The 21,753-nt window shown below is 72.0% G+C and carries 24 protein-coding genes; 12 read left to right on the forward strand and 12 right to left on the reverse strand.

Going from position 1 to position 21,753, the window contains the following annotated elements:
- The first annotated feature begins 95 nt into the window (after positions 1-95).
- A complete protein-coding gene (locus tag IE247_RS20240; RefSeq protein WP_190124605.1) occupies positions 96-572 on the forward strand; it encodes a sec-independent translocase in 477 nt (158 codons plus the stop codon).
- A 231-nt stretch (positions 573-803) separates the two neighbouring features.
- A complete protein-coding gene (locus tag IE247_RS20245) occupies positions 804-1,538 on the forward strand; it encodes a hypothetical protein (protein ID WP_229869237.1) in 735 nt (244 codons plus the stop codon).
- A 90-nt stretch (positions 1,539-1,628) separates the two neighbouring features.
- Here IE247_RS20245 and IE247_RS20250 read toward each other — a convergent pair whose 3' ends face one another.
- From IE247_RS20250 to IE247_RS20260, 3 genes are read right to left on the reverse strand one after another with little or no spacing between them, the layout of a single operon-like run.
- Positions 1,629-2,762 carry an Mrp/NBP35 family ATP-binding protein gene (locus IE247_RS20250; RefSeq protein ID WP_190124606.1) on the reverse strand — a complete coding sequence of 378 codons (1,134 nt, stop codon included), beginning with the start codon at positions 2,760-2,762 and terminating at the stop codon, positions 1,629-1,631.
- 42 nt (positions 2,763-2,804) lie between these two features.
- Positions 2,805-3,410: a DUF1003 domain-containing protein gene (locus IE247_RS20255; protein WP_190124607.1), complete on the reverse strand. Its 606-nt coding sequence runs from the start codon at positions 3,408-3,410 to the stop codon at positions 2,805-2,807.
- A gap of 38 nt (positions 3,411-3,448) precedes the next feature.
- A complete protein-coding gene (locus IE247_RS20260; RefSeq protein WP_190124608.1) occupies positions 3,449-4,711 on the reverse strand; it encodes a magnesium transporter MgtE N-terminal domain-containing protein in 1,263 nt (420 codons plus the stop codon).
- Positions 4,712-4,915: 204 nt separating this feature from the next.
- Here IE247_RS20260 and IE247_RS20265 point away from each other — a divergent pair, with 204 nt between their 5' ends.
- A complete protein-coding gene (locus IE247_RS20265; RefSeq protein WP_229869238.1) occupies positions 4,916-5,815 on the forward strand; it encodes a hypothetical protein in 900 nt (299 codons plus the stop codon).
- Positions 5,816-5,857: 42 nt separating this feature from the next.
- On the opposite strand, the gene IE247_RS20270 is transcribed toward IE247_RS20265, so the two are convergent.
- Together IE247_RS20270 and IE247_RS20275 are read right to left on the reverse strand one after the other, a co-directional pair.
- A complete protein-coding gene (locus IE247_RS20270; protein WP_190124609.1) occupies positions 5,858-6,370 on the reverse strand; it encodes a hypothetical protein in 513 nt (170 codons plus the stop codon).
- Positions 6,371-6,447: 77 nt separating this feature from the next.
- Complete coding sequence (locus IE247_RS20275; protein WP_190124610.1) at positions 6,448-7,566, reverse strand: magnesium and cobalt transport protein CorA; 1,119 nt, start codon at positions 7,564-7,566, stop codon at positions 6,448-6,450.
- Between the two features lie 498 nt (positions 7,567-8,064).
- On the opposite strand from IE247_RS20275, the gene IE247_RS20280 reads away from it, so the two are divergent.
- The 4 genes from IE247_RS20280 to IE247_RS20295 all read left to right on the forward strand — a co-directional run bounded on the left by IE247_RS20280 (position 8,065) and on the right by IE247_RS20295 (position 11,150).
- Positions 8,065-8,691, forward strand: coding sequence for a suppressor of fused domain protein (locus tag IE247_RS20280; protein ID WP_190124611.1), 627 nt, complete (start codon positions 8,065-8,067; stop codon positions 8,689-8,691).
- A gap of 132 nt (positions 8,692-8,823) precedes the next feature.
- Positions 8,824-9,462, forward strand: coding sequence for a DUF6758 family protein (locus tag IE247_RS20285; protein ID WP_190124612.1), 639 nt, complete (start codon positions 8,824-8,826; stop codon positions 9,460-9,462).
- 112 nt (positions 9,463-9,574) lie between these two features.
- Positions 9,575-10,438 (forward strand): PHP domain-containing protein, encoded by an 864-nt coding sequence (locus IE247_RS20290; protein WP_190124613.1) that lies wholly within the window; start codon positions 9,575-9,577, stop codon positions 10,436-10,438.
- Positions 10,439-10,544: 106 nt separating this feature from the next.
- A complete protein-coding gene (locus IE247_RS20295; protein ID WP_190124614.1) occupies positions 10,545-11,150 on the forward strand; it encodes a MarC family protein in 606 nt (201 codons plus the stop codon).
- A gap of 86 nt (positions 11,151-11,236) precedes the next feature.
- Here IE247_RS20295 and IE247_RS20300 read toward each other — a convergent pair whose 3' ends face one another.
- On the reverse strand, positions 11,237-11,389 hold the full coding sequence (locus tag IE247_RS20300; protein WP_190124615.1) for a DUF8834 family protein: 153 nt from the start codon (positions 11,387-11,389) through the stop codon (positions 11,237-11,239).
- Between the two features lie 301 nt (positions 11,390-11,690).
- Here IE247_RS20300 and IE247_RS20305 point away from each other — a divergent pair, with 301 nt between their 5' ends.
- Positions 11,691-12,524 carry an NYN domain-containing protein gene (locus IE247_RS20305; RefSeq protein ID WP_229869246.1) on the forward strand — a complete coding sequence of 278 codons (834 nt, stop codon included), beginning with the start codon at positions 11,691-11,693 and terminating at the stop codon, positions 12,522-12,524.
- A gap of 39 nt (positions 12,525-12,563) precedes the next feature.
- On the opposite strand, the gene IE247_RS20310 is transcribed toward IE247_RS20305, so the two are convergent.
- Both IE247_RS20310 and IE247_RS20315 read right to left on the reverse strand, forming a co-directional pair.
- Positions 12,564-13,418, reverse strand: coding sequence for an alpha/beta fold hydrolase (locus IE247_RS20310; RefSeq protein WP_190124616.1), 855 nt, complete (start codon positions 13,416-13,418; stop codon positions 12,564-12,566).
- A gap of 125 nt (positions 13,419-13,543) precedes the next feature.
- The gene (locus IE247_RS20315; RefSeq protein ID WP_229869239.1) at positions 13,544-15,646 is read right to left on the reverse strand and encodes a DEAD/DEAH box helicase; all 2,103 of its coding nucleotides are present in this window, start codon (positions 15,644-15,646) and stop codon (positions 13,544-13,546) included.
- A 547-nt stretch (positions 15,647-16,193) separates the two neighbouring features.
- Between IE247_RS20315 and IE247_RS20320 the strand changes: the two genes are divergently transcribed.
- A complete protein-coding gene (locus IE247_RS20320) occupies positions 16,194-17,000 on the forward strand; it encodes a ferritin-like fold-containing protein (RefSeq protein ID WP_229869240.1) in 807 nt (268 codons plus the stop codon).
- A gap of 87 nt (positions 17,001-17,087) precedes the next feature.
- Here IE247_RS20320 and IE247_RS20325 read toward each other — a convergent pair whose 3' ends face one another.
- The 4 genes from IE247_RS20325 to IE247_RS20340 all read right to left on the reverse strand — a co-directional run bounded on the left by IE247_RS20325 (position 17,088) and on the right by IE247_RS20340 (position 18,970).
- Positions 17,088-17,354 carry a hypothetical protein gene (locus tag IE247_RS20325; RefSeq protein WP_190124618.1) on the reverse strand — a complete coding sequence of 89 codons (267 nt, stop codon included), beginning with the start codon at positions 17,352-17,354 and terminating at the stop codon, positions 17,088-17,090.
- Positions 17,355-17,554: 200 nt separating this feature from the next.
- Positions 17,555-17,782: a DUF3107 domain-containing protein gene (locus IE247_RS20330; RefSeq protein ID WP_190124619.1), complete on the reverse strand. Its 228-nt coding sequence runs from the start codon at positions 17,780-17,782 to the stop codon at positions 17,555-17,557.
- Between the two features lie 128 nt (positions 17,783-17,910).
- Positions 17,911-18,564, reverse strand: a complete 654-nt coding sequence (locus tag IE247_RS20335; RefSeq protein ID WP_190124620.1) for a TetR/AcrR family transcriptional regulator — start codon at positions 18,562-18,564, stop codon at positions 17,911-17,913.
- 145 nt (positions 18,565-18,709) lie between these two features.
- On the reverse strand, positions 18,710-18,970 hold the full coding sequence (locus IE247_RS20340; RefSeq protein ID WP_190124621.1) for an Rv3202a family protein: 261 nt from the start codon (positions 18,968-18,970) through the stop codon (positions 18,710-18,712).
- A gap of 188 nt (positions 18,971-19,158) precedes the next feature.
- On the opposite strand from IE247_RS20340, the gene IE247_RS20345 reads away from it, so the two are divergent.
- From IE247_RS20345 to IE247_RS35040, 3 genes are all read left to right on the forward strand, one after another.
- Complete coding sequence (locus IE247_RS20345) at positions 19,159-20,124, forward strand: alpha/beta fold hydrolase (protein ID WP_190124622.1); 966 nt, start codon at positions 19,159-19,161, stop codon at positions 20,122-20,124.
- Positions 20,125-20,133: 9 nt separating this feature from the next.
- Positions 20,134-21,528: a DUF3152 domain-containing protein gene (locus IE247_RS20350; RefSeq protein WP_190124623.1), complete on the forward strand. Its 1,395-nt coding sequence runs from the start codon at positions 20,134-20,136 to the stop codon at positions 21,526-21,528.
- A gap of 126 nt (positions 21,529-21,654) precedes the next feature.
- Positions 21,655-21,750: an Ms4533A family Cys-rich leader peptide gene (locus IE247_RS35040; protein ID WP_344476763.1), complete on the forward strand. Its 96-nt coding sequence runs from the start codon at positions 21,655-21,657 to the stop codon at positions 21,748-21,750.
- The last annotated feature ends 3 nt before the right edge of the window (positions 21,751-21,753 follow it).

The raw sequence follows: 21,753 nt of genomic DNA on the forward strand, positions 1-21,753 counted from the left end.
GTAGCACGTGACTCACCCGAGACCCGGCGGGTACCGTGGAGCGGGTCCTGAACCGACCAGGCCCCCGGGCCGCCGAGAGCACGAGGAGCGACAGGGTGTTCAACGACATAGGCGCACTGGAGCTGGTGACGCTGGTGGTGCTCGCCGTGCTCGTCTTCGGTCCCGACAAACTGCCGAAGGTCATCCAGGACGTCACCGGATTCATCCGCAAGGTCCGGCAGTTCTCCGACAACGCCAAGCAGGACATCCGCACCGAGCTGGGCCCCGAGTTCAAGGACTTCGAGTTCGAGGACCTGAACCCGAAGACCTTCGTCCGCAAGCACCTCGGCGAGAGCGACGACCTCAAGGAGCTGAGAGAGCTCGGCGCCTCCTTCGACCTCCGCAAGGAGATCAACGAGGTCGCGGACGCGGTGAACACCAAGGAGTCCCCCGACCCGGTCCCGGCCGCGGCGGGCGGCTCCGCCGGGACTCCGGACCTCCTCAAGAAGCCGGCCGACGCCCCCGACCCGTTCAAGAAGCGCGACAAGGTCGACCCGGACGAGCGCGCGCCCTTCGACGCCGACGCCACCTGATCCCCCGTCCGGTCCCGTCCGGCCCCGTGCGCCTCCCCCGTACCCCCCTGAGCCGTCCCGCCGTATACACCAATGGGTGCCGACCGAGCCGGGTGTACACGCCGCCGGGCGGCGGTCAATCCGTGTGAGTCGGGCCGGGGTGGCTATTCTCTCCATCTGTCAGGACGCGAGGACGCCCGAGGGGGGCGGGTCCGCTCCGGACCCCGGACACAAGAGGAGGCGGCCGGCCAGATGGAGACGACCAGTCGAACAGCGGCGGAGAGCCCGGTCGGCGATTCCCCCGGCCCGGACGCGCCCGGCTCGCCCGAGGCCGAAGCCGAAGCCGGGGCCGAGGCTCCGGACGGGGCCCCGGACGCGGGCCCGGCCGCCGCGGCCCGCCGTACGGCCGAGGCGTACGCGGGGGCGTCCTTCTCCTGGTACGCCCTGGACGAGGCCTTCACCGGCCCGCGCCGGCTGATGCAGATCGCCGCCGAGCCCGACGGCGCCGTCCAGCACGGCTCCATCGGCCACGGCGACGAGCCGTCGATACGGTCCGAGGCGGGCGCGGCCGAGAAGGAGCGCTTCGCGGTGGTCATCACCGTCGCCGCCAGCCCGCTCCGCCGCACCGGCGACGGCACCGGTGTGCTGGAGGCCACCACCGCCTCCTCCGCCGCCTGGCTGGCCGGCTCCGGGCTGCTCGCCCACACCTGGCCCGCCCAGCTGGACCACTCCCTGCGGGACGACTGGCTGGACCAGCAGACCGAGGCCGCCTTCGAACTCGCCGACGACCTCGACGGACCCGAGTGGTCCGCCCTCTCCCTGCCCGTCGACGGAGAGCCCACGCCGTTCCACTACCGGGAGTCGGAGTTCGGCTGGGTCCTCGCCGGATCGGCCGCCGGGGGAGTGCACATCGGCGCGTACGGACGGGGCCTGAGCGCCTTCGGCCTCGGCTTCAGCGCGGTGGACGACCTCACACCGTACGCCTGACGAGCCGGTGCGCGCCGGGGGCGCGGGCCGGGCTGCCGAAGCCCCGCCCGCGCCCCCGTACGCGCTTTCCCGTGCGTTTCCCCGGAAGAGCTAGAACTTGTTCCTCGGGGTGATCCCCAGGCTCATCCCGGACAGACCGCGCTGACGGCCGCCCAGCTTGCCCGCGATCGCCCGCAGCGCCGCGCCCGCCGGGGAGTCGGGGTCGGAGAGGACCACGGGCTTGCCCTCGTCGCCGCCCTCCCTCAGCCGTACGTCGATCGGGATCGCTCCCAGGACCGGCACATGCGCCCCGGTCGTCTGCGTCAGCCCCTCGGCGACCCGCTGGCCGCCGCCGGTGCCGAAGACGTCGATCATCTCGTCGCAGTGCGGGCAGGGCAGGCCGGACATGTTCTCGACCACGCCCACGATCTTCTGATGCGTCTGCACGGCGATCGAGCCCGCCCGCTCGGCGACCTCGGCCGCGGCCTGCTGCGGGGTGGTGACGACCAGGATCTCCGCGTTCGGCACCAGCTGGGCCACCGAGATCGCGATGTCGCCGGTGCCCGGGGGCAGGTCGAGCAGGAGTACGTCCAGATCGCCCCAGAACACATCCGCCAGGAACTGCTGGAGCGCCCGGTGCAGCATCGGGCCGCGCCACACCACCGGGGCGTTGCCCGGGGTGAACATGCCGATCGAGATGACCTTCACACCGTGCGCCGACGGCGGCATGATCATGTTCTCGACCTGGGTGGGCCGCCCGTCCGCGCCCAGCATCCGGGGCACCGAGTGGCCGTAGATGTCCGCGTCCACGACGCCGACCTTCAGCCCGTCGGCCGCCATCGCCGCGGCCAGATTCACCGTCACCGAGGACTTGCCGACGCCGCCCTTGCCGGAGGCCACCGCGTACACCCTGGTCAGCGACCCGGGCTGAGCGAATGGAACCTCGCGCTCCGCGGTGCCGCCGCGCAGTGAGGAGGCCAGCTCCCGCCGCTGCTCGTCGCTCATCACATCGAGCGTGACATCGACGCGGGTGACTCCCTCGACGCGCGCCACCGCGTCCGTCACATTGTTGGTGATCGTCTCTCGCATGGGACATCCGGAGACGGTCAGAGACACGGTGACCGCGACCGTCCCGTCCGCCCCGATCTCCACTGATTTGACCATGCCGAGGTCGGTGATGGGTCGGTGGATCTCGGGGTCGTTCACCGTCGCCAGTGCCGCGAGCACCGCGTCTTCCGTAGCCATACGACGATGGTACGGCGCTGACTCCCGGGCCCGGGAAGCCCTTCACCGGTCAGCTTCGTCACTCCCCGGATTCCCCGGACCGGCCTCCGGCGGGAATACCGCGCGGCGTTCCTGCATCTCCCGGACGAGGTCCTCCAGTTCCGAGCGGATCCAGTCCCGGGTCGCGACCTCGCCCAGGCCCATCCGCAGCGCGGCGATCTCCCGGGTCAGATACTCGGTGTCCGCGATCGACCGCTCGTTCTGCTTGCGGTCCTGCTCATGGGTGACCCGGTCCCGGTCGTCCTGGCGGTTCTGCGCCAGCAGGATCAGGGGGGCCGCGTACGAGGCCTGGAGGGAGAGCATCAGCGTCAGGAAGATGAACGGGTACTGGTCGAAGCGCAGCTCCTCGGGGGCCGCCACATTCCACACCACCCACACCACGACGATCAGCGTCATCCAGACGATGAACCGGCCGGTGCCCAGGAAGCGGGCGGTCCGCTCGGAGAGCCGCCCGAAGGCCTCGGGGTCGTACTCCGGCAGCAGCGTGCGCCGCCGCGCCAGCGGCAGATCGAGCCGCACCCGGGTCCGGGGCGCGGCGGTCGCCCCCGAGGGGACCCGCTCCCGCTGCTGCTCGCCCCGCTCGGGCGTACCGGGGTCGCCGCTACCCATGGGCGCGCTCCCCCCGCCGGCCGGTGGTGACGACGGCGCTACTCATGGGCCGACTCCTCGAACTCCGTCTCCCGCCAGTCGTCGGGCAGCAGATGGTCGAGCACGTCGTCCACCGTCACCGCGCCCAGCAGTGAGCCGCTCTCGTCCACCACCGGGGCCGCGACCATGTTGTACGTGGCGAGATAGCTGGTCACCGCCCGCAGCGGGGTGTCCGGCGACAGCGGCGGCAGATCGCTGTCCACGACCGCGCCGACCAGGGTGAACGGCGGATCCCTCAGCAGCCGCTGGAAGTGCACGGTGCCCAGGTACTTGCCGGTCGGCGTCTCGTCCGGCGGCCGGCAGACATACACCTGGGCGGCGAGCGCGGGCGACAGATCCTGCTGGCGCACCCGCGCCAGGGCGTCCGCGACCGTCGCGTCCGGGCGCAGCACGATCGGCTCGGTGGTCATCAGACCGCCCGCCGTGCGCTCCTCGTACGACAGCAGCCGGCGTACGTCGGCGGCGTCGTCCGGGCGCATCAGGGCGAGCAGCCGCTCCTTGTCGGCCTCGGGCAGCTCGGAGAGGAGGTCGGCCGCGTCGTCGGGGTCCATCGCCTCCAGGACGTCGGCGGCGCGCTCCTCCTGGAGCTTGCCGAGGATCTCCACCTGGTCGTCCTCCGGCAGCTCCTCCAGCACATCGGCGAGCCGGTCGTCGTCGAGGGCCGCCGCGACCTCGGCGCGCCGTTTGGGCGTCAGATGGTGCAGCGCGTTGGCGAGGTCGGCGGGGCGCAGTCGCTCGAAGGTGGCGATCAGGCTCTCGGCGCTCTGGGCGTCCTCCTCCAGGGAGAAGCCGGTGACCGCCGACCATTCGACGGTCAGCGTCTCCCCCCGGCGGCGGAGCGCCCCGGCGCGGCCCCGGCGGACGAAGACCTTGTCGATCTCCCAGTCGCGGCGGGCGGGCAGCCGCCGGATCGACACATCGAGGACGGTGGCCTCCTCGTCGGCGTCCACCAGCCGTACGCCCCGGTCCAGCAGCTGGCCGAGGACCAGCCGCTCGGTGGGGCGCTGCTCGAAGCGGCGGACGTTCAGCACTCCGGTGGTGATGACCTGGCCGGATTCAATGCCGGTGACCCGGGTCATCGGGAGGAAGATGCGCCGTCTGCTGAGCACCTCGACCACCAGGCCGAGCAGCCGGGGCGGGCGGCCGCCGACGCGCAGCATCGCGACCAGGTCGCGGACCCGGCCGACCTGGTCGCCGTTGGGGTCGAAGACGGGCACACCGGCGAGATGGGAGACGAAGATCCGGTGCGCGCTCGTGACCATGGTCCGCACCTCCCGCCTCGCTCTGTGCTCCTCTGGGCCCTCCTGCCGGAAAAGCCGTTGTTCAAGGGCTTAAGGCTAGCTCGTACCGTTCCGTGCCGCTGTCGGCCCTGGTCCGTACGGCGTCGGTACGACGGGCTGCGTAGGGGTGTCTCCGGCACCGGTACGCTGCGGACTGCGCTCCCGTATCAGGCGGATGACAAGCAGATGAGAGGCAGTGTGCTGGTGGCTTCCCTCCCCTCGGTTTCCCCGGTTTCTTCGGATTCCCGGGGCTCCCGGACCCGCAGGGCCGTGCTCGCCCTGGCGCTCTGCGCCGGTCTGGTCCTCTCGGCGACGGCCTGCGCCGCCGAGGAGAAGCCGGACCCCGACAAGGGGACCAACGGCATCGGGAAACTCACCGCCGAGGAGATCGAGAACAAGGCGCGCGCGGCGGCTGAGGCGGCGACCGCGGTGCGCCTCTCGGGGACGCTGGTGAGCAAGGGCGGCACCTTCAAGCTGAACATGCGGCTCAAGGAGGACGGCGGCACGGGTTCCGTGACGTCGAAGGAGAACACCTTCGAGCTGCTGAGGGTCGCCGACGATCTCTATCTCAAGGCCGACGCGGGCTTCTGGACCCATGAGGACGGCGCGGGGAGCGGCGACGCGGGCGGAGGCACGGGCGGCGCCGGGGGCGAGGGCGGCAAGGACGGCAAGGCCGCGCCGGGCGGCACCGGCGCCCCGCTCAGCGAGGCCGACGCGGAGGCGGCGGGGAAGCTCGGCGACAAGTATGTGAAGGTGCCTCAGGGCGATCCGGCGTACAAGGAGTTCCGGGGCTTCACCGAGATGGACGTCCTGCTGGACGGGCTGCTGGGGATGCAGGGCGAGCTGAGCAAGGGGGAGCGCACCAAGGTCGGCGGCATCCAGACGATCAAGGTGCAGGCGGCGGACGGCGTGGGCGGTGTGCTGGACGTCTCGCTGGAGGGCGAGCCGTATCCGCTCCAGTTCGCCAGGGCCGGCGGGAAGGGCGTACTGACCCTGGGGGAGTGGGACGCGGAGTTCGAGCTGGCCGCGCCCGCCAAGGGGGAGACGGTGGACTACGGCGGGCAGCTCCCCAAGAGCAGCGACTGACGGCGGGGCCCGGGGCCCGGGGCCCTGAGGTCCCGGGCCGGCTCAGCCCTGCTTCCGCTTCTTCTTCCGCAGCAGCCGGGGCAGGGCGGCCGGGACGGCGTTGCGGGTGGTGGCGGGTGTGACGGGCGGGACGGCGGCGAGGGAGCCGGTCGGATGGTCGGTGGTCGAGGCCACCGGCTCCAGGCGCAGCACCCGGCACTCGCGGGCCCAGCGCTCGGGCACCTGCTCCGCGTCGGGCGCGTTGAGGCGCTTGCCCTTCAGCTCCGGCAGCACCTCCTCCCACCGCTCGGAGCCCGGCTTCAGCTCGGTCACCGAGGCCGTCCAGGCGACGAGCCGGCCGCCCTTGTCCTTGCTCCGTACGGTGACCGTGGCCGTACCGCCGTCGACGAGGCCGGTGAGCGGCTGCTCGCCCGGGCCGTCGCCGACGAGATGGGCGGCCCCCTCGTGCCACACATGCCACAGTGCCCGCTCCGGGCCCTCGCCCCGGACCCAGACGAGCCCTGACTTCTTGGTGGCCTCCTCGACGAGGGCCTGGCCGAGCAGCTGATCTGTCATGCCCGCACCCTACCTACACCCGCACCCGCGCCCGCACCTGCGCATACGCCCGTCCGCCCCCGCGTGTACACCCGCGCCTACAGCCAGCCGTTGCGCTTGAGTGTGCGGTGGATCGCGAAGCAGATCCCGGCGATGGCGGTGAGGACCGCCGGGTAGCCGTACTCCCACTTCAGCTCGGGCATGTGCTCGAAGTTCATCCCGTACACCCCGCACACCGCCGTCGGTACGGCGATGATCGCCGCCCAGGAGGTGATCTTGCGCATGTCCTCGTTCTGGGCCACGGTCGCCTGGGCCAGATTGGCCTGGAGGATCGAGTTCAGCAGCTCGTCAAAGCCGATGACCTCCTCCTGTACGCGGGCGAGGTGGTCGGCGACGTCGCGGAAGTACTTCTGGATGTCGGGGTCGATCAGCCGCATCGGCCGCTCGCTCAGCAGCTGCATCGGCCGCAGCAGCGGCGAGACCGCCCGCTTGAACTCCAGCACCTCCCGCTTGAGCTGGTAGATCCGCCCGGCGTCGCTGCCGCGCTGCCGGCCCTTGGCGGGGGCGGAGAAGACATCGATCTCGACCTCGTCGATATCGTCCTGGACGGCCGCCGCGACCCCGATATAGCCGTCGACGACATGGTCGGCGATGGCGTGGAGGACCGCCGACGGTCCTTTCGACAGCAGTTCGGCGTCCTTCTGGAGGCCGTGGCGCAGGGCCCGCAGGGAGCCCTTGCCGCCGTGCCGGACGGTGATGACGAAGTCCCGGCCGGTGAAGCACATGACCTCGCCGGTCTCCACGACCTCGCTGGTCGCGGTGAGTTCGGCGTGTTCGACGTAGTGGATCGTCTTGAAGACGGTGAAGAGCGTGTCGTCGTACCGCTCCAGCTTGGGCCGCTGATGGGCGTGGACCGCGTCCTCGACGGCGAGCGGGTGGAGTCCGAACTCGGCGGCGATGCCCGCGAATTCCTCCTCGGTGGGCTCGTGCAGCCCGATCCAGGCGAAGCCGCCGCCCTCGCGCACCTTCAGCATGGCCTCGCGCGGCGAGGGGCAGCCGCCCCGGCTCTCCAGCCGGTGGCCGTCGCGGTAGACGGCGCAGTCGACCACGGCGCTGGAGGCGGAGGGATCGCGGGTGGCGTCGTACGAGTGGTAAGGGGCGCTGGTCTTGCGCAGCGCGGGGCGGACAGCCGCCCGCAGGTCACGGATCATCGACATGGCTGGCTCCTTCACGGAGAGGCCGTCGGCGAGGGGCGTGGCACAGCCCGGAATGGGGACGTGAGCATTACGTCCGCAAAGCGGGCGGCACCGCGGGGTCGCGGTGACGGCGTTCGCTACAGACAGGCAAAAACGAAGTGCTCTTCCGTCGTGCGAAATTCCGCTGGACGGGACGCTGCCGGACGGGATGCCGGGGTACGGAGCGCCGCGTACGGAATGCCGTGGGCCCTGTGCTGGAAGGCCTCAGATCACCGGGAAGTGATGCCGTACGGAAGAGCGGTCAGTACTGCACGGTCGACTTCGATCCACCGCGGACCCCACCTCCTCCGGCCGGTCCCCCGTAGGGGATAGACGTGTCGCCGGGAGTGGAGATCGCCGCTTTCGCGTACCGCCTCCGCGTGCTCCAAGCACGCCACCCCGGCCAGCGGCCAAGACTAGCAGTCAACTGAGGGCCAATCCCTGGGTTTGCCCGTTCGCCGTGCGATTTATGCTCGCCGGATGGGAGAAGTTCTTGAGCTGGTCGAGGCCAGGCTGTTCACGGCGCTCGGCGAACCGGACGCCCGCGCCGCGGTGACCTTTCTCGGGACGGATCGGATCGAGGTACTCCGGTTCATCGACCGGGCCGGAGACCCCGCCGGAGACCCGGCCGAAAGCCCCGCCGGTGGCGTGGTCCGCTATGCCACGCTCGGCATGTCCGCGCACCCGATGAGCGACCCGACATCGCCGCTCGCGGACCCCGTGAAGGGCCCCCGCGCCGAATTGGTCCTGTCGGTACGGGCCGGGCTCGCCGACACCGACAAGGTGCTGCGCCCGCTGGCCGTGCTCGCCGCCTCGCCCCAGGTCGAGGGCCTGGTGGTGGCCCCCGGGGCCTCCCTGGACGTCGGCGGTCCGCTGTGGCCCTCCGCGCCCTTCACCTCGGTCCTGGTCGCGGAGCCCGGCGGGCTGGTGGCGGACCTGGAGACACCCGCCCCGATGGACCCGGTGCGATTCCTGCCGCTGCTGCCGATGACCCCGAACGAGGCCGCCTGGAAGCGGGTGCACGGGGCCCAGGCGCTCCAGGAGCGCTGGCTGGCCCGGGGGACGGATCTGCGGGACCCCCTGCGGGCCTCCGTGGCCCTCGACTGAGCCCCGCCCGTTCGACCCCGCCCGTTCGCCCCGGCCGCCGGGGTCGAACGGACGGCTGCGGAGCGTACGCGCACACGCCGGACGGGTGATCGTCCTTGACGCGGCGGCGGCCTGGTAGGACCGTTGAGCGCTATGAGGGGCGAACCCAGTTGCCCGAAGTGCGGTGGCCGGGTCAGGGCGCCCGGTCTCTTCGCCGAATCCTGGCAGTGTGATGTGCACGGCACGGTGCATCCGCTCCAGCCGGTGATCCCGCCCAGTGTCGAGGCCCTCAATGTCGTCGTGCACCGCGCCAGGGTCCCGGTGTGGATGCCCTGGCCGCTGCCGGTCGGCTGGCTCTTCACCGGCGTCGCCTACGCGGGCGACGACCGCAGCGGCGGGCGTGCCACCGCCGTCGCCTGCTCGGGGCCCGGACCGCTCGGCGGCATCGGCGAACTACTGCTGGTCGCAGAGGAGTTGGGCGTGGGTCTCGGCGCGCGGTACGCGGGCATCGACGGACCCGACCCCGGGCCGTACATCAATGTCTCGGGACCGCCGCACACCAAGGTGCTCGCCGCCGGCCGCCCCACCCCCCTGTGGCACGTCGCCGCCGCCCCCGACGACCGGGCCGTCTTCGCCGGCGAGGCGCGGGGGCTGTGGCTGTGGGCCATCGTCTGGCCGGAGCAGTCCGGACTGCTGATGTACGACGAACTCGTCCTCACCGATCTCCGGGACGCGGGCGCGGAGGTGGAGCTGGTGCCTTGCGGAGCGCTCTCGCCGAGACTGCTCTCGTAGCCCGCCCCCGCGCGGCCGTACGCCCCCGCCCCCCGCGCGGGACCGGACGGTTCCGGTTGCCCGATACACTCGTTCCGTCCTCTGTCCGGCCTCAGCAACTGGAGTCAGCGTCGTGCGCATCGATCTGCACACCCACTCCACCGCTTCGGACGGTACGGACACCCCCGCCGAGCTGGTGCGCCACGCGGCCGAGGCCGGCCTCGACGTCGTCGCCCTCACCGACCACGACACCACCCGGGGCCACGCGGCGGCGCTCGCCGCGCTCCCCGAAGGGCTCACGCTGGTCACCGGGGCCGAGATCTCCTGCGCGCTCGACGGGGTGAGCCTGCACATGCTGGCGTATCTCTTCGACCCCGCCGAGCCCGAGCTGCTGCGCGAGCGCGAGCTGCTCCGCGACGACCGGGTGCCGCGCGCCCGTGCCATGGTCGGCAAGCTCCAGGAGCTGGGCGTACCCCTCACCTGGGACCGGGTCGCCGAGATAGCCGGTGACGGCTCCGTCGGCCGTCCGCACATCGCGACCGCGCTGGTCGAGCTGGGCGTCGTGCCGACCGTCTCCGACGCCTTCACCGCCGACTGGATCGCCGACGGCGGCCGGGCCCATGTCACCAAGCACGAACTCGACCCGTTCACCCTGGTCCGCCTGGTCAAGGCGGCCGGCGGGGTCGCCGTATTCGCCCACCCCGGAGCCGCCAAGCGCGGCCGTACGGTGTCCGATGAGGCGATCGCCGGGCTGGCCGCCGCAGGGCTGGACGGCATAGAGGTCGACCACATGGACCACGACGGTCCGACCCGCGCCCGGCTGAGCGCTCTCGCCGCCGACCTCGGGCTGCTCACCACCGGGTCCAGCGACTACCACGGCAGCCGCAAGGACGTCGCGCTCGGCGCGTACACCACCGACCCGGAGATCTACGGCGAGATCACACGGCGCGCCACCGGGGCCTTCCCGGTCCCCGGCGCGGGGGGAATCCGCGCGTAACGCGCGTGAGCGACCGGCTTCCGTGAGCAACCGGCTCCCGTGAGCGACCGGGCTCCGCGCCCCCTCCTCCACCTCTTCTTCCGCTTCTCCTCGCAAGGCCCTCAACGTGTTCGACGCTGCCGTCTTCGGCTCCCTCTTTCTGACCCTTTTCGTGATCATGGATCCGCCCGGGGTCACTCCGATCTTCCTCGCCCTGACCTCCGGCCGGCCCGCCAAGGTGCAGCGCCGGATGGCCTGGCAGGCCGTCGCGGTCGCCTTCGGCGTGATCGCCGTCTTCGGTCTGGTGGGCCAGCAGATCCTGGACTATCTGCATGTCTCCGTCCCGGCGCTGATGATCGCGGGCGGTCTGCTGCTCCTGCTCATCGCGCTGGATCTGCTCACCGGCAAGACCGACGAGCCCAAGCAGACCAAGGACGTCAATGTCGCGCTCGTACCGCTGGGCATGCCCCTGCTGGCCGGGCCCGGCGCGATCGTCTCGGTGATCCTGGCGGTGCAGAACGCGGACGGCGCCTCGGGGCAGATCGCGGTCTGGTCGGCGATCGTGGCGATGCACGCGGTGCTCTGGGTGGCCATGCGCTACTCGCTGCTGATCATTCGGGTGATCAAGGACGGCGGTGTGGTGCTGGTGACCCGGCTCGCCGGAATGATGCTCTCCGCGATCGCCGTGCAGCAGATCATCAACGGTGTCACCCAGGTCGTCCAGGGCTCCTGAGCCCGACCGTCGCTCCGGTACCACAAGGACGCCCCCGTACGGATCATCCGTACGGGGGCGTCTCACATCATGAGCGCGTTTACGCGTTACAAGGCCGATGATTCGACCGGTCGGATATAAATGCGCTGGCCGGTTGCGGCGGCCTGCTGCACGATCCGATTGACGGAGGCGGCGTCCACGACGGTACTGTCCACGGCGCTGCCGTCGACGTCGTCCAGGCGCATGATCTCGAAGCGCAAGGCTTCTCCCTTCGTCTGATCCTCCTGAGGAGAACTGGGTGTCACCAGGCACAACAGCGATGTAGCCTGCAAATATTCCCTACACTAAAGAAAATCTTTCCTTGTCTAACTACTGGCGGGTACCCGCGAACGGCCGGAAAATGGGCTGCGTATGAACGACGACCCCGAGTACGCCCCGGCCACCGGTTCGGACCACCACCCGGACGACCCGGACCACCACCCGGACCACCCTCTGGAGACGAGCGACGCACTGGCCGCGCTCGCCGCCCGGGTCGACCACACCAACGAGCTGCTCCAGCGCATGCTCGCGGAGGTCGCCAAGACGCCCTCCACCCACGCGATCTTCGTCGACGCGGGCTATGTCTACGCCGCCGCCGGCCTGCTGGTCACGGGCACCGAGGACCGGCGCTCCTTCGACCTCGACGCCGAAGGCATGATCGACGCCTTCATCGACAAGGCCCGCACGATCTTCGCGGACAGCAGACTGCTCCGCGTCTACTGGTACGACGGCGCCCGGCGGCGCATCCACACACCCGAGCAGCAGTCCATCGCCGAACTGCCCGATGTGAAGGTCCGGCTGGGCAATCTCAACGCCAACAACCAGCAGAAGGGCGTCGACTCCCTCATCCGCACGGACCTGGAGTCACTCGCCCGCCAGCGCGCGATCAGCGACGCGGCGCTCGTCGGCGGCGACGAGGACCTCGTCTCGGCGGTGGAGGCGGCGCAGGGGTACGGGGCCCGCGTCCATCTGTGGGGCATCGAGGCGGGCGACGGCCGCAACCAGGCGGAGCCGCTGCTGTGGGAGGTCGACAGCCAGCGCACCTTCGACCTGGAGTTCTGCCGCCCGTACATCACCCGCCGTCCCGTGACGGTGTACGAGAACGAGGGCGCGCCGCCGCCGTCCCGCGACGAGGTGCGGTTCGTCGGCGCGCAGATCGCGGCCACCTGGCTGGTGGAGCGCGGCCGGGAGGCGATGGCGGAGCTGCTGCCGGGCCACCCCTATCTGCCGGGGCCGGTCGACCAGGATCTGCTGAATGAGGCGGAGCGGCTGCTCCAGCGCTCGCTGCGCGGACACGGGGTGCTCAGAAGGGCGCTCCGGGACGGCTTCTGGCAGCACCTCCAGGCGCAGTTCTGAGCCGTCGCGCGCCCCCGGCCACCTGCCAGGGCCCGCGGGTCAGTGCAGGTCCCAGAAGGCCGTGACCGCCGCCGCCGTCTCCCGCGGACGGTCGGTGTTGGGGGAGTGCTCCGCCCCGGCGATCACGGTCCTGGGCGCGCCGAGCCGCAGCGCCATCTCGTCGAGCAGCGGTACCGGCCAGGTGTCGTCGCGCTCGCCGCTGATCACATGCTTGGGCAGGGCCCGTACGGCGTGCAGCTCCGCCACGCGGTCGGGCTCGGCCGCCAGCTGCCGGCCGGTGGCGATCAGCTGTACGGGGTTGTGGCGCAGCCAGCGGAGCCGCAGATCCTCCCGGCCCTCCAGGGCCGCCTGCTCGGGCGGCTCGGCCGCCCGCATCGCGTCCCAGACCGCGTCCATCCCCATCCCCAGCACCGTCAGCGCGTCGCGGAGCAGCCGGATCCGCTCCTGCTGCGCGGGGCTGACCCGGGCGGGCCCCGAGGACATGGCCGTGTACGTACGGAACGGGGTGTGGTCGAGGAGTACGGCGGCGCGGGCGATCTGGCCGCCGAGGGAGTGCCCGAGCAGATGGACCGGGCCGTCGCCGACGGCCTCGGCCTGGGCGAGCACATCGAGCGCCAGCTCGGTCCTGGCGTAGGCGTCCTCGTCGGCGGGGCCCTCGGTCTCGTACTGCCCGCGCCCGTCGACGGCGACCGCCCGGTAACCCGCGAGGGTGAGGGGTTCGAGCATCGCGATGAAGTCCTCCTTGCTCCCGGTGAAACCGGGGAGGAGGAGCGCGGTGCCCCTGGCCGGCCCGCCGTCGGGGACCGCGTCGAGCACGGCGAAGCCGCCGCGCGAGGTGTGCAGCGTACGGGCTCGCGCGCAGGCGGGGGGCAGGAAGGTCGGCGGCCGGCTCATGCCCCCGAGGCTACCCATCCCGCCCCGCCCCGGCCGCACGGGGGAGCCGCGCGGGCACGGGGGTACGGGGGGTACGCCGAAGGCCCGGCCCCCTGATCGGGGACCGGGCCTTTCGGGCGCACCGATCAGGCGTCGGGCGCGGCTACGGCCTTGACGGCCGCCTTGCGGGTGCGGCGACGCGGCTTGACCTCGGCCTCGGTCTCCGCCGCCTCGGCGGCGACGGGCTCGGCCTTGGCGACGGCCTTGCGCGTACGGCGGGGCTTGGCCTCGACCGCTTCCGGCTCGGCGGTGGCGACTGCCTTGACGGCGGCCTTGCGGGTGCGGCGCGGCTTGACCTCCGCCTCGGCCTCGGCCGCGACGGGCTCGGCGGTGGTGACTGCCTTGACGGCGGCCTTGCGCGTACGGCGGGGCTTGGTCTCGGTCTTGACCTCGGTCTCGACGGCTTCCACCGTGGCGTCGGGTGTGGCGACGGCCTTGACGGCGGCCTTGCGGGTGCGGCGCGGCTTGACCTCCGGCTCCGGCTCCGCCTCGACCGCGACGGGCTCGGCGGTGGCGACGGCCTTGACGGCGGCCTTGCGCGTACGGCGCGGCTTGGTCTCGGCCTCGACCGCGACGGGCTCCGCCGCCGGGGTCACCACCGGCTCGACGAACGCCACGACCGCCGGGGCGGCCTCCGCCGGCTCCACGGCCTTGACGGCGCGGGTACGGCGGCGGCGCGGCTGCCTGGCCTCGGTCTCGGCCACGGCGTCCGCGACGACCTCGGCGACGGCGACGGCAGCGACCGGAGCCTGGGCCTGGGCCTGGGGCTGGGCGACGGCCTCCGACGAGGCGCCGACCCGGGTACGGCGGCGACGCCTCGGGGTGCGGGGCTCCGACACCGTCTCCGGGGCGCTCGGGGCGCCCGTGGTGACGGCGGCGGGGGCCGGGGCGGCCGAGTCCGCGCCGCCACGGGTGCGACGGCGCTGACGCGGCGTCCTGGTGCGCGCGGGGCGCTCCTCCTGGACCGGGGCGGCGGCGGGCCGGCGGTTGCGCGGCCCCGTCTCGCCCAGGTCCTCGACGGCCTCGGCGGCCAGCCCGGCCCGGGTGCGCTCGGCACGCGGCAGCACACCCTTGGTGCCCGCCGGGATGCCCAGCTCCTCGAAGAGGTGCGGCGAGGTCGAGTACGTCTCCGGCGGGTCCGGGAAGCCCAGGTCCAGCGCCTTGTTGATCAGCTGCCAGCGCGGGATGTCGTCCCAGTCGACCAGAGTGACCGCGGTGCCGGACTTGCCGGCGCGGCCGGTGCGGCCGACGCGGTGCAGATAGGTCTTCTCGTCCTCGGGGGACTGGTAGTTGATGACGTGCGTCACACCGTCGACGTCGATGCCCCGGGCGGCGACGTCGGTGCAGACGAGGACGTCGACCTTGCCGTTGCGGAAGGCGCGCAGGGCCTGCTCGCGCGCGCCCTGGCCGAGGTCGCCGTGGACCGCGCCGGAGGCGAAGCCGCGCTGGGCGAGCTGGTCCGCGATGTCCGCGGCCGTGCGCTTGGTACGGCAGAAGATCATGGCGAGCCCGCGGCCCTCGGACTGGAGGATCCGCGAGACCATCTCGGGCTTGTCCATCGAGTGCGCGCGGTAGACGCGCTGCGTGATGTTGGCGACGGTCGCGCCCTCGTCGTCCGGCGCGGTGGCGCGGATGTGCGTGGGCTGCGACATGTAGCGACGGGCCAGGCCGATGACCGCGCCCGGCATGGTCGCCGAGAACAGCATCGTCTGACGGCGCGGGGGCAGATGCTGGATGATCTTCTCGACGTCCGGGAGGAAGCCCAGGTCGAGCATCTCGTCGGCCTCGTCGAGGACGAGCACCCGCACCTTGGAGAGGTCGAGCTTCTTCTGGCCCGCGAGGTCGAGCAGCCGGCCGGGGGTGCCGACGATCACGTCGACGCCCTTGCGGAGCGCCTCGACCTGGGGCTCGTAGGCCCGGCCGCCGTAGATCGCCAGCACGCGCACATTGCGCACCTTGCCGGCGGTCAGCAGGTCATTGGTGACCTGGGTGCACAGCTCGCGGGTGGGAACGACCACCAGGGCCTGCGGGGCGTCGGTCAGCTGCTCGGGCTTGGCCCGGCCCGCCTCGACGTCCGCCGGAACGGTGACGCGCTCCAGGATCGGGAGGCCGAAACCGAGCGTCTTGCCGGTGCCGGTCTTGGCCTGGCCGATCACATCGGTACCGGAGAGCGCTACGGGGAGCGTCATCTCCTGGATCGGGAAGGGGTGCACGATGCCGACGGCTTCGAGCGCTTCGGCGGTCTCGGCCAGGATGCCGAGATCCCGGAACGTCGTTTGCTGCGTAGTCAGGGTATTGCCTCTTCTGTGAGACGCGACGCGAGGCGAACGAAGGGGGTCGTACCGCACCCGGGTATCGGGCCGGCCGTGGGTTGGCCGGACGGTGCGGGACCACTGCCGTCGCTCTAGCCGCTTTCGCCGCTGAGGGGGCCCCTCATCCACGGTCTGCGCGACTGGCGCACGGTCCGCGTGGAGGGCGGTCGGTTCGGAGCCGATCGTGCTACCGACCGGGCATCCTCATGAGAGATCAGAAGGAATGAATCCCTCAGTCAAACACTGTGATCGCCCACCGAGAATCAGAAAAACGCTCAGCGGGCGCAATACCACTGTACCCCGGATTCGCGCATGTGTGTTGGGCGATTTCGTAGGAACCGTGGTGCCGAAGGGGTACGGGAGAGCCCCTGGCCCGGCTGACCAGCCCCTTACGAGGAGGTGCGGGCGGGCTATTGTGCGCTTCATGGAGACGCCTGACAACGCCGCTCGGCCCATTGACCCCGCAAAGCCCGAGGACCCCGCAAAGCCCGCGGAGACCACTGACTCCGCAGACACCACCGACACGGTGGTGCACACCGGTATCGCGGCCCAGAACTGGGACACGGCCTCCGTCGAGCCCCAGTACCGGGCCGCCGTCGTGGATCTCCTGGGCGCGCTCGCCTATGGAGAGCTGGCCGCTTTTGAACGGCTCGCGGAGGACGCCAAACTCGCGCCGACCCTCGGCGACAAGGCGGAACTGGCGAAGATGGCCTCCGCCGAATTCCATCACTTCGAGCGGCTGCGGGACCGGCTCTCCGCGATCGACACCGACCCGACTGCCGCCATGGAGCCCTTCGCCCAGGCGCTGGACGACTTCCACCGCCAGACCGCGCCGTCCGACTGGCTGGAGGGCCTGGTCAAGGCGTACGTCGGCGACTCGATCGCCAGTGACTTCTACCGTGAGGTCGCCGCCCGGCTCGACTCCGACACCCGCGCCCTGGTGCTCGCGGTGCTCGACGACACCGGCCACGGGAACTTCGCCGTGGAGAAGGTGCGCGCGGCCATCGAGGCCGACCCCCGCCTCGGCGGACGGCTCGCGCTGTGGGCGCGGCGGCTGATGGGCGAGGCGCTCTCCCAGGCCCAGCGGGTCGTGGCGGAGCGCGACGCGCTCTCCACCATGCTGGTCGGCGGGGTCGCCGACGGCTTCGACCTGGCGGCGGTCGGCGAGATGTTCGCCAGGATCACCAAGGCCCACACCAAGCGGATGGCGGCCCTGGGGCTCGCGGCCTGACCCGCCGGGGCGGTCCGGCCGGAAGGTCACCCGCGCGGCGTCGGCTGCTGAGGACGGCATGTCGAGGACGGGGAGGCCGGCGGCCGCTCAGTAACGCAGCGCCCCGCGCAGCCGCGCCGGGGGTCTCAGCAGCAGCGACAGCAGGACGGCCCCGATGAGCAGCGCGCCCACCAGGGTCCCCAGCAGCTGTCCGGGGCCGAGCGCCAGATGCGTCACCCAGGCTCCGAAGAGCGCGCCGATCGGGCCCGCGAGGAAGACCGCCCGGCGGGCCGGGAGCCGGGCGGAGAACTGGCGGTGGGCCGCCCAGGCGAGGCCGAGACCCAGCAGAACCGAGCCGAGCACTTCCAGCAGCACTGCCGATCACCTCGCGGACACGGGTGGGGATGGGGCGGTCACAGCCCGTACTACCCGCTGACCTCGACAAGCAACCCTCCGGCGGGCACCGGCGTGTCGGAAGTCCCGCCCCGGCACGCGCCAGGGGCCCGGGCGGAATCACTCCCGCCCGGGCCCCTTGGCCGTACTTCTTCTCCCGCGTGGTGCGCCCAGGGGACTCCCTAGAGCGCGCCGAAGCCCACACGCCGTGTCGCGGGCTCACCGATCTCGACGTAGGCGATCCGGTCCGCCGGGATCAGGACCCTGCGGCCCTTGTCGTCCGCGAGGCTGAGCAGCCGCGCCTTGCCGGCGAGCGCGTCACCCACCGCGCGCTCGACCTCCTCGGCGGACTGCCCGCTCTCCAGAACGATCTCCCGGGGTGCGTGCTGCACGCCGATCTTGACCTCCACGGCTATGTCCCTCCGAACGGTCAGCGTTGCGCGGTCGGCCGCGCCGTACCCAGCACACATTAGCCGGGCCGGAGCACTCGCCCACCGCCCAGGGGAACGCCAAGAGCGAACAACCGGCGCCCCCGGGGTCAGTGCTCCTCGTCTCCGGCGTCCGCGCCGTGCAGCGGGAAGCCCGCGATGCCCCGCCAGGCGAGGGAGGTGAGCAGCCGCACCGCCTGCTCGCGAGGGATGGCCGACTCGCTGGAGAGCCAGTATCTGGCCACCACCTGGGAGACTCCGCCCAGGCCCACCGCCAGCAGCATGGACTCGTCCTTGGACAGGCCCGTGTCGCCGGCGATCACGTCCGAGATCGCCTCGGCGCACTGGAGGGAGACCCGGTCGACGCGCTCGCGCACGGCCGGCTCATTGGTCAGGTCCGACTCGAAGACCAGCCGGAAGGCCCCGCCCTCGTCCTCCACGTACGCGAAATAGGCGTCCATGGTGGCCGCCACCCGCAGCTTGTTGTCGGTGGTGGACGCGAGCGCGGTGCGCACCCCCGCCAGCAGCGCCTCGCAGTGCTGGTCGAGCAGGGCGAGATAGAGATCCAGTTTCCCCGGGAAATGCTGATAGAGAACCGGCTTGCTGACCCCCGCACGCTCGGCGATGTCATCCATGGCGGCCGCGTGGTAACCCTGCGCCACGAATACTTCCTGGGCGGCCCCCAGAAGCTGATTCCTGCGGGCTCGGCGTGGCAGGCGCGTGCCTCGTGGGCGCGTCGCCTCTGTCTGCTCGATGGCTGTCACGCCGCCTCCCAAATTCGTTCCGTGCGCGCTGTGCGCCGCGCCGCCATCGTACTTTTGGGTAACCCGGGCACGCGCGTCGCGGACGCAGAATTTCACGGACCGGACAGCCGCGGTAGTTCCCTATTGGTGGGCAAAGAGGGGCAGGTCACCGATAGTCGTCCTCGTCGAGACCTACCACGCGCGCCTGTTCGACCGCGTCCGCCTCGCTGGCGGTGTCCGAATCGATGTGCGCCGGGGGCTCGTCCGGCTCGGGGCTCACCTCCGTCCGCTGCTCGGCGGCGTCGGCCTCCGGGACCTCCGTGCCGAGCGCCTCGGTCTCCCCGCTCGCGCCTCCGGCGTCCGCGCCGTCCCCGGCGCTCTCGTCGTAGTCGTAGGGGATGTCCGGGTCGGTGGGGTCGACAGCCATGCGGCACCGCTTTCCCTGAAGGGGGAAGACACGTCCCCTCAGTGACCCGTCCACGGTCCGGCGAATCCGGTCGGCGGACTGTGCGTACGGCCCTACTCAAGAGCGTAGAAGCTGAAGGGGCCGGGCGCTATGCGGCCTGTGACGCCGAACACACGATTCCCGGTGTGATCGTCTCGTAACATTGGCGCATGTCTTCGACCGAGCTGCCCGGCGTCCGCGCCGTCACCGCCGCCGCGGATCCCGTGGTGGCGGCCGTGCGGGTCGCCGAGGGCGAGACGCTGCGCTCCGTGACGCTGCCGGGGCTCACCCTCAATGTACGGTCGCGCCCGCCGTCCCGCACCGGGCTGCCGCCCGCGCTCTACGTCCACGGTCTGGGCGGCTCCTCGCTGAACTGGTCGGCGCTGATGCCGCTGCTCGCGGACGCGGTGGACGGCGAGGCGGTCGATCTGCCGGGCTTCGGGGACTCCCCGCCGCCCGTGGACGGCGATTACTCGATCACCGGTCACGCCCGCGCGGTCATCCGCCATCTCGACGCGGCGGGCCGCGGCCCCGTGCATCTGCTGGGGAACTCCCTGGGCGGCGCGGTCACCACCCGGGTCGCCGCCGTCCGCCCCGATCTGGTGCGCACCCTCACTCTGATCTCTCCCGCGCTGCCCGAGCTGAGGGTGCAGCGCACCGCCGTGCCCACCGCGATGCTCGCGCTGCCGGGCGTCGCCCGGCTCTTCGGCCGCGTCTCCCGGGACTGGACGGCCGAGCGCCGCACCCGGGGGGTGATGGCGCTCTGTTACGGGGATCCCGGGCGGGTCTCCGAGGAGGGGCTGCGCCACGCGGTGGCGGAGATGGAGCGGCGCGGCAGGCTGCCCCACTTCTGGGACGCGACCGCCCGTTCGGCGCGCGGCATCGTCGACGCCTACACCCTCGGCGGCCAGCACGGGCTGTGGCGTCAGGCCGAGCGGGTGCTCGCGCCGACCCTGCTGGTGTACGGCGGGAGGGACAAGCTCGTCGCGTACCGTATGGCGCTCAAGGCGGCGAACGCCTTCCGGGACTCCCGGCTGCTGACCCTGCCGGACGCCGGACACGTGGCGATGATGGAGTATCCGGAGGCCGTCGCGCAGGCCGTCCGGGAACTGCTCGACGACACCGGTAGGAGCTGATCGAAGCTCGTGGGACGACACAGCCGCAAGGGCCCCGCGCCCAAGGCCGCCCCGGTGGACCCCGGCCCGGCCCCCCGGGAGAGCGCCGGGCCGCCCGCGGCCGAGGCCCACGCGTATCAGCGGCCCGCCCCCTCCTACGGCACGGATCCGGCGTACGGCACCGCCCCGGCCCCCGCCCCGGGGGCCGTCGCTCCCGGCAGCGGACGCCGCAGGCGCTCCGGGCAGCCGGGCGGCGAGCACACCGGCCCCGCCGGGCAGCCGGGGGCGCGGACCCGCGGCGGCCATCCCGAGCAGCATGAGACGGGCGGCGGCTGGGGCGGCCCGGAAGCCGCCGCGGCGGCCGGGCCCCAGCCGCCCGCGCCGGGCGGCCGGAGGCGGCAGCGGCCGGAGGCGCCCCCGGCCCAGGCCCGGATACCGGGACCGCGCGGCCGGTCGGCCGCCGAGGCCGGGCCGCTGGCTCCGGCCGGCGGCCCGATCCCCGGCCAGCGCCATCCCGGCGAGAGCGAGGGTGAGGGTGAGGGCGGCGGCAGCGGTGACGCGAGCGGTTCGGGCCGGGCGGGCAGGAGCGGCAAGGGAGGCGGCAAGGGGGGCGGCAAGGGCCGCACCTTCACCGGGATCGCGGCCGCCGCCGTGACCACCGTTCTCGCCGTCGTCGTGGCCGGGCAGGTCGCCGAGGAGAGTGGCCGGAAGAAGACCCCGACCACCTCCGAACCCGACCGTCCCAAGAGCGCCCCCGCCTCCGGGCCGGACATCCACTCCGGCCCCGTGCCCTCCCCGGCCGTGCAGAAGACGGTTCCCCGCCCGGCCTATGCCGAGCTGATGGCCGAACGATTTCCCATCAGTCGCGACGAGAAGGCCGACGGCGTATTCGAGGCTGTTCCCGGCAACGACCGGGCCCCGGGCCGCGGAGAGAAGATCCGCTATCGCGTCGACATCGAAAAAGGGCTCGACATGGACGGCGCATTGTTCGCCAATGCCATTCAGCGAACTCTGAACGACGAGCGCAGTTGGGCCGGAAAAGGCGCGGTGACATTCGAGCGCATCTCGTCCGGCGAACCGGAATTCGTCGTCACACTCGCCAGCCCCGGTACGACGAACATCTGGTGTGCGAAATCCGGACTGAACACCGACATCGAGGATGTCAGCTGTGATTCCGCCTCCACCGATCGAGTGATGATCAACGCCTATCGCTGGGGCCAGGGCTCCGAGACCTACGGCCCCGAGGCGATGCACGCCTACCGCCAGATGCTCATCAACCACGAGGTGGGGCACCGGCTCGGCCACGGCCATGTGAACTGCGGCACCGAGGGGGCCCTCGCCCCGGTGATGCAGCAGCAGACGAAATCCCTGAACATCGGCGGGATCGAATGCCGGCCCAACCCCTGGCCCTACCCCGGAAGTTGAGGGCTCACGCCCCCTCCGGGAGGGTATGTCCCCGGCTCCGCCCGCTGTCCACTCTGTGAGACGGCTGTCTCACGTTTGGCCGCCAAAGCTTTGACATCGGCGGCGGGGTCGTCCATATTTCTCGGCATGTCGCACCGTCACGCCGCCTTCGAACGCGCCGCCATTGAGCTGGCGCTCATCGGCGTGGCCGGGCACAGCGTGGCAGACATCCACTGTCGCTGAAGC

This window comes from Streptomyces inusitatus, assembly GCF_014651115.1.
GTDB lineage: Bacteria > Actinomycetota > Actinomycetes > Streptomycetales > Streptomycetaceae > Streptomyces > Streptomyces amakusaensis.

Excerpts from the sequence above, each read along its gene's own strand:
- IE247_RS20245 (WP_229869237.1), top strand. The coding sequence starts at position 804 with ATGGAGACGACCAGTCGAACAGCGGCGGAGAGCCCGGTCGGCGATTCC.
- IE247_RS20250 (WP_190124606.1), bottom strand. The coding sequence starts at position 2,762 with ATGGCTACGGAAGACGCGGTGCTCGCGGCACTGGCGACGGTGAACGAC.
- IE247_RS20255 (WP_190124607.1), bottom strand. The coding sequence starts at position 3,410 with ATGGGTAGCGGCGACCCCGGTACGCCCGAGCGGGGCGAGCAGCAGCGG.
- IE247_RS20260 (WP_190124608.1), bottom strand. The coding sequence starts at position 4,711 with ATGGTCACGAGCGCGCACCGGATCTTCGTCTCCCATCTCGCCGGTGTG.
- IE247_RS20265 (WP_229869238.1), top strand. The coding sequence starts at position 4,916 with ATGAGAGGCAGTGTGCTGGTGGCTTCCCTCCCCTCGGTTTCCCCGGTT.
- IE247_RS20270 (WP_190124609.1), bottom strand. The coding sequence starts at position 6,370 with ATGACAGATCAGCTGCTCGGCCAGGCCCTCGTCGAGGAGGCCACCAAG.
- IE247_RS20275 (WP_190124610.1), bottom strand. The coding sequence starts at position 7,566 with ATGTCGATGATCCGTGACCTGCGGGCGGCTGTCCGCCCCGCGCTGCGC.
- IE247_RS20280 (WP_190124611.1), top strand. The coding sequence starts at position 8,065 with ATGGGAGAAGTTCTTGAGCTGGTCGAGGCCAGGCTGTTCACGGCGCTC.
- IE247_RS20285 (WP_190124612.1), top strand. The coding sequence starts at position 8,824 with ATGAGGGGCGAACCCAGTTGCCCGAAGTGCGGTGGCCGGGTCAGGGCG.
- IE247_RS20305 (WP_229869246.1), top strand. The coding sequence starts at position 11,691 with ATGCTCGCGGAGGTCGCCAAGACGCCCTCCACCCACGCGATCTTCGTC.
- IE247_RS20310 (WP_190124616.1), bottom strand. The coding sequence starts at position 13,418 with ATGAGCCGGCCGCCGACCTTCCTGCCCCCCGCCTGCGCGCGAGCCCGT.
- IE247_RS20315 (WP_229869239.1), bottom strand. The coding sequence starts at position 15,646 with ATGACGCTCCCCGTAGCGCTCTCCGGTACCGATGTGATCGGCCAGGCC.
- IE247_RS20320 (WP_229869240.1), top strand. The coding sequence starts at position 16,194 with ATGGAGACGCCTGACAACGCCGCTCGGCCCATTGACCCCGCAAAGCCC.
- IE247_RS20340 (WP_190124621.1), bottom strand. The coding sequence starts at position 18,970 with ATGGCTGTCGACCCCACCGACCCGGACATCCCCTACGACTACGACGAG.
- IE247_RS20345 (WP_190124622.1), top strand. The coding sequence starts at position 19,159 with ATGTCTTCGACCGAGCTGCCCGGCGTCCGCGCCGTCACCGCCGCCGCG.
- IE247_RS35040 (WP_344476763.1), top strand. The coding sequence starts at position 21,655 with ATGTCGCACCGTCACGCCGCCTTCGAACGCGCCGCCATTGAGCTGGCG.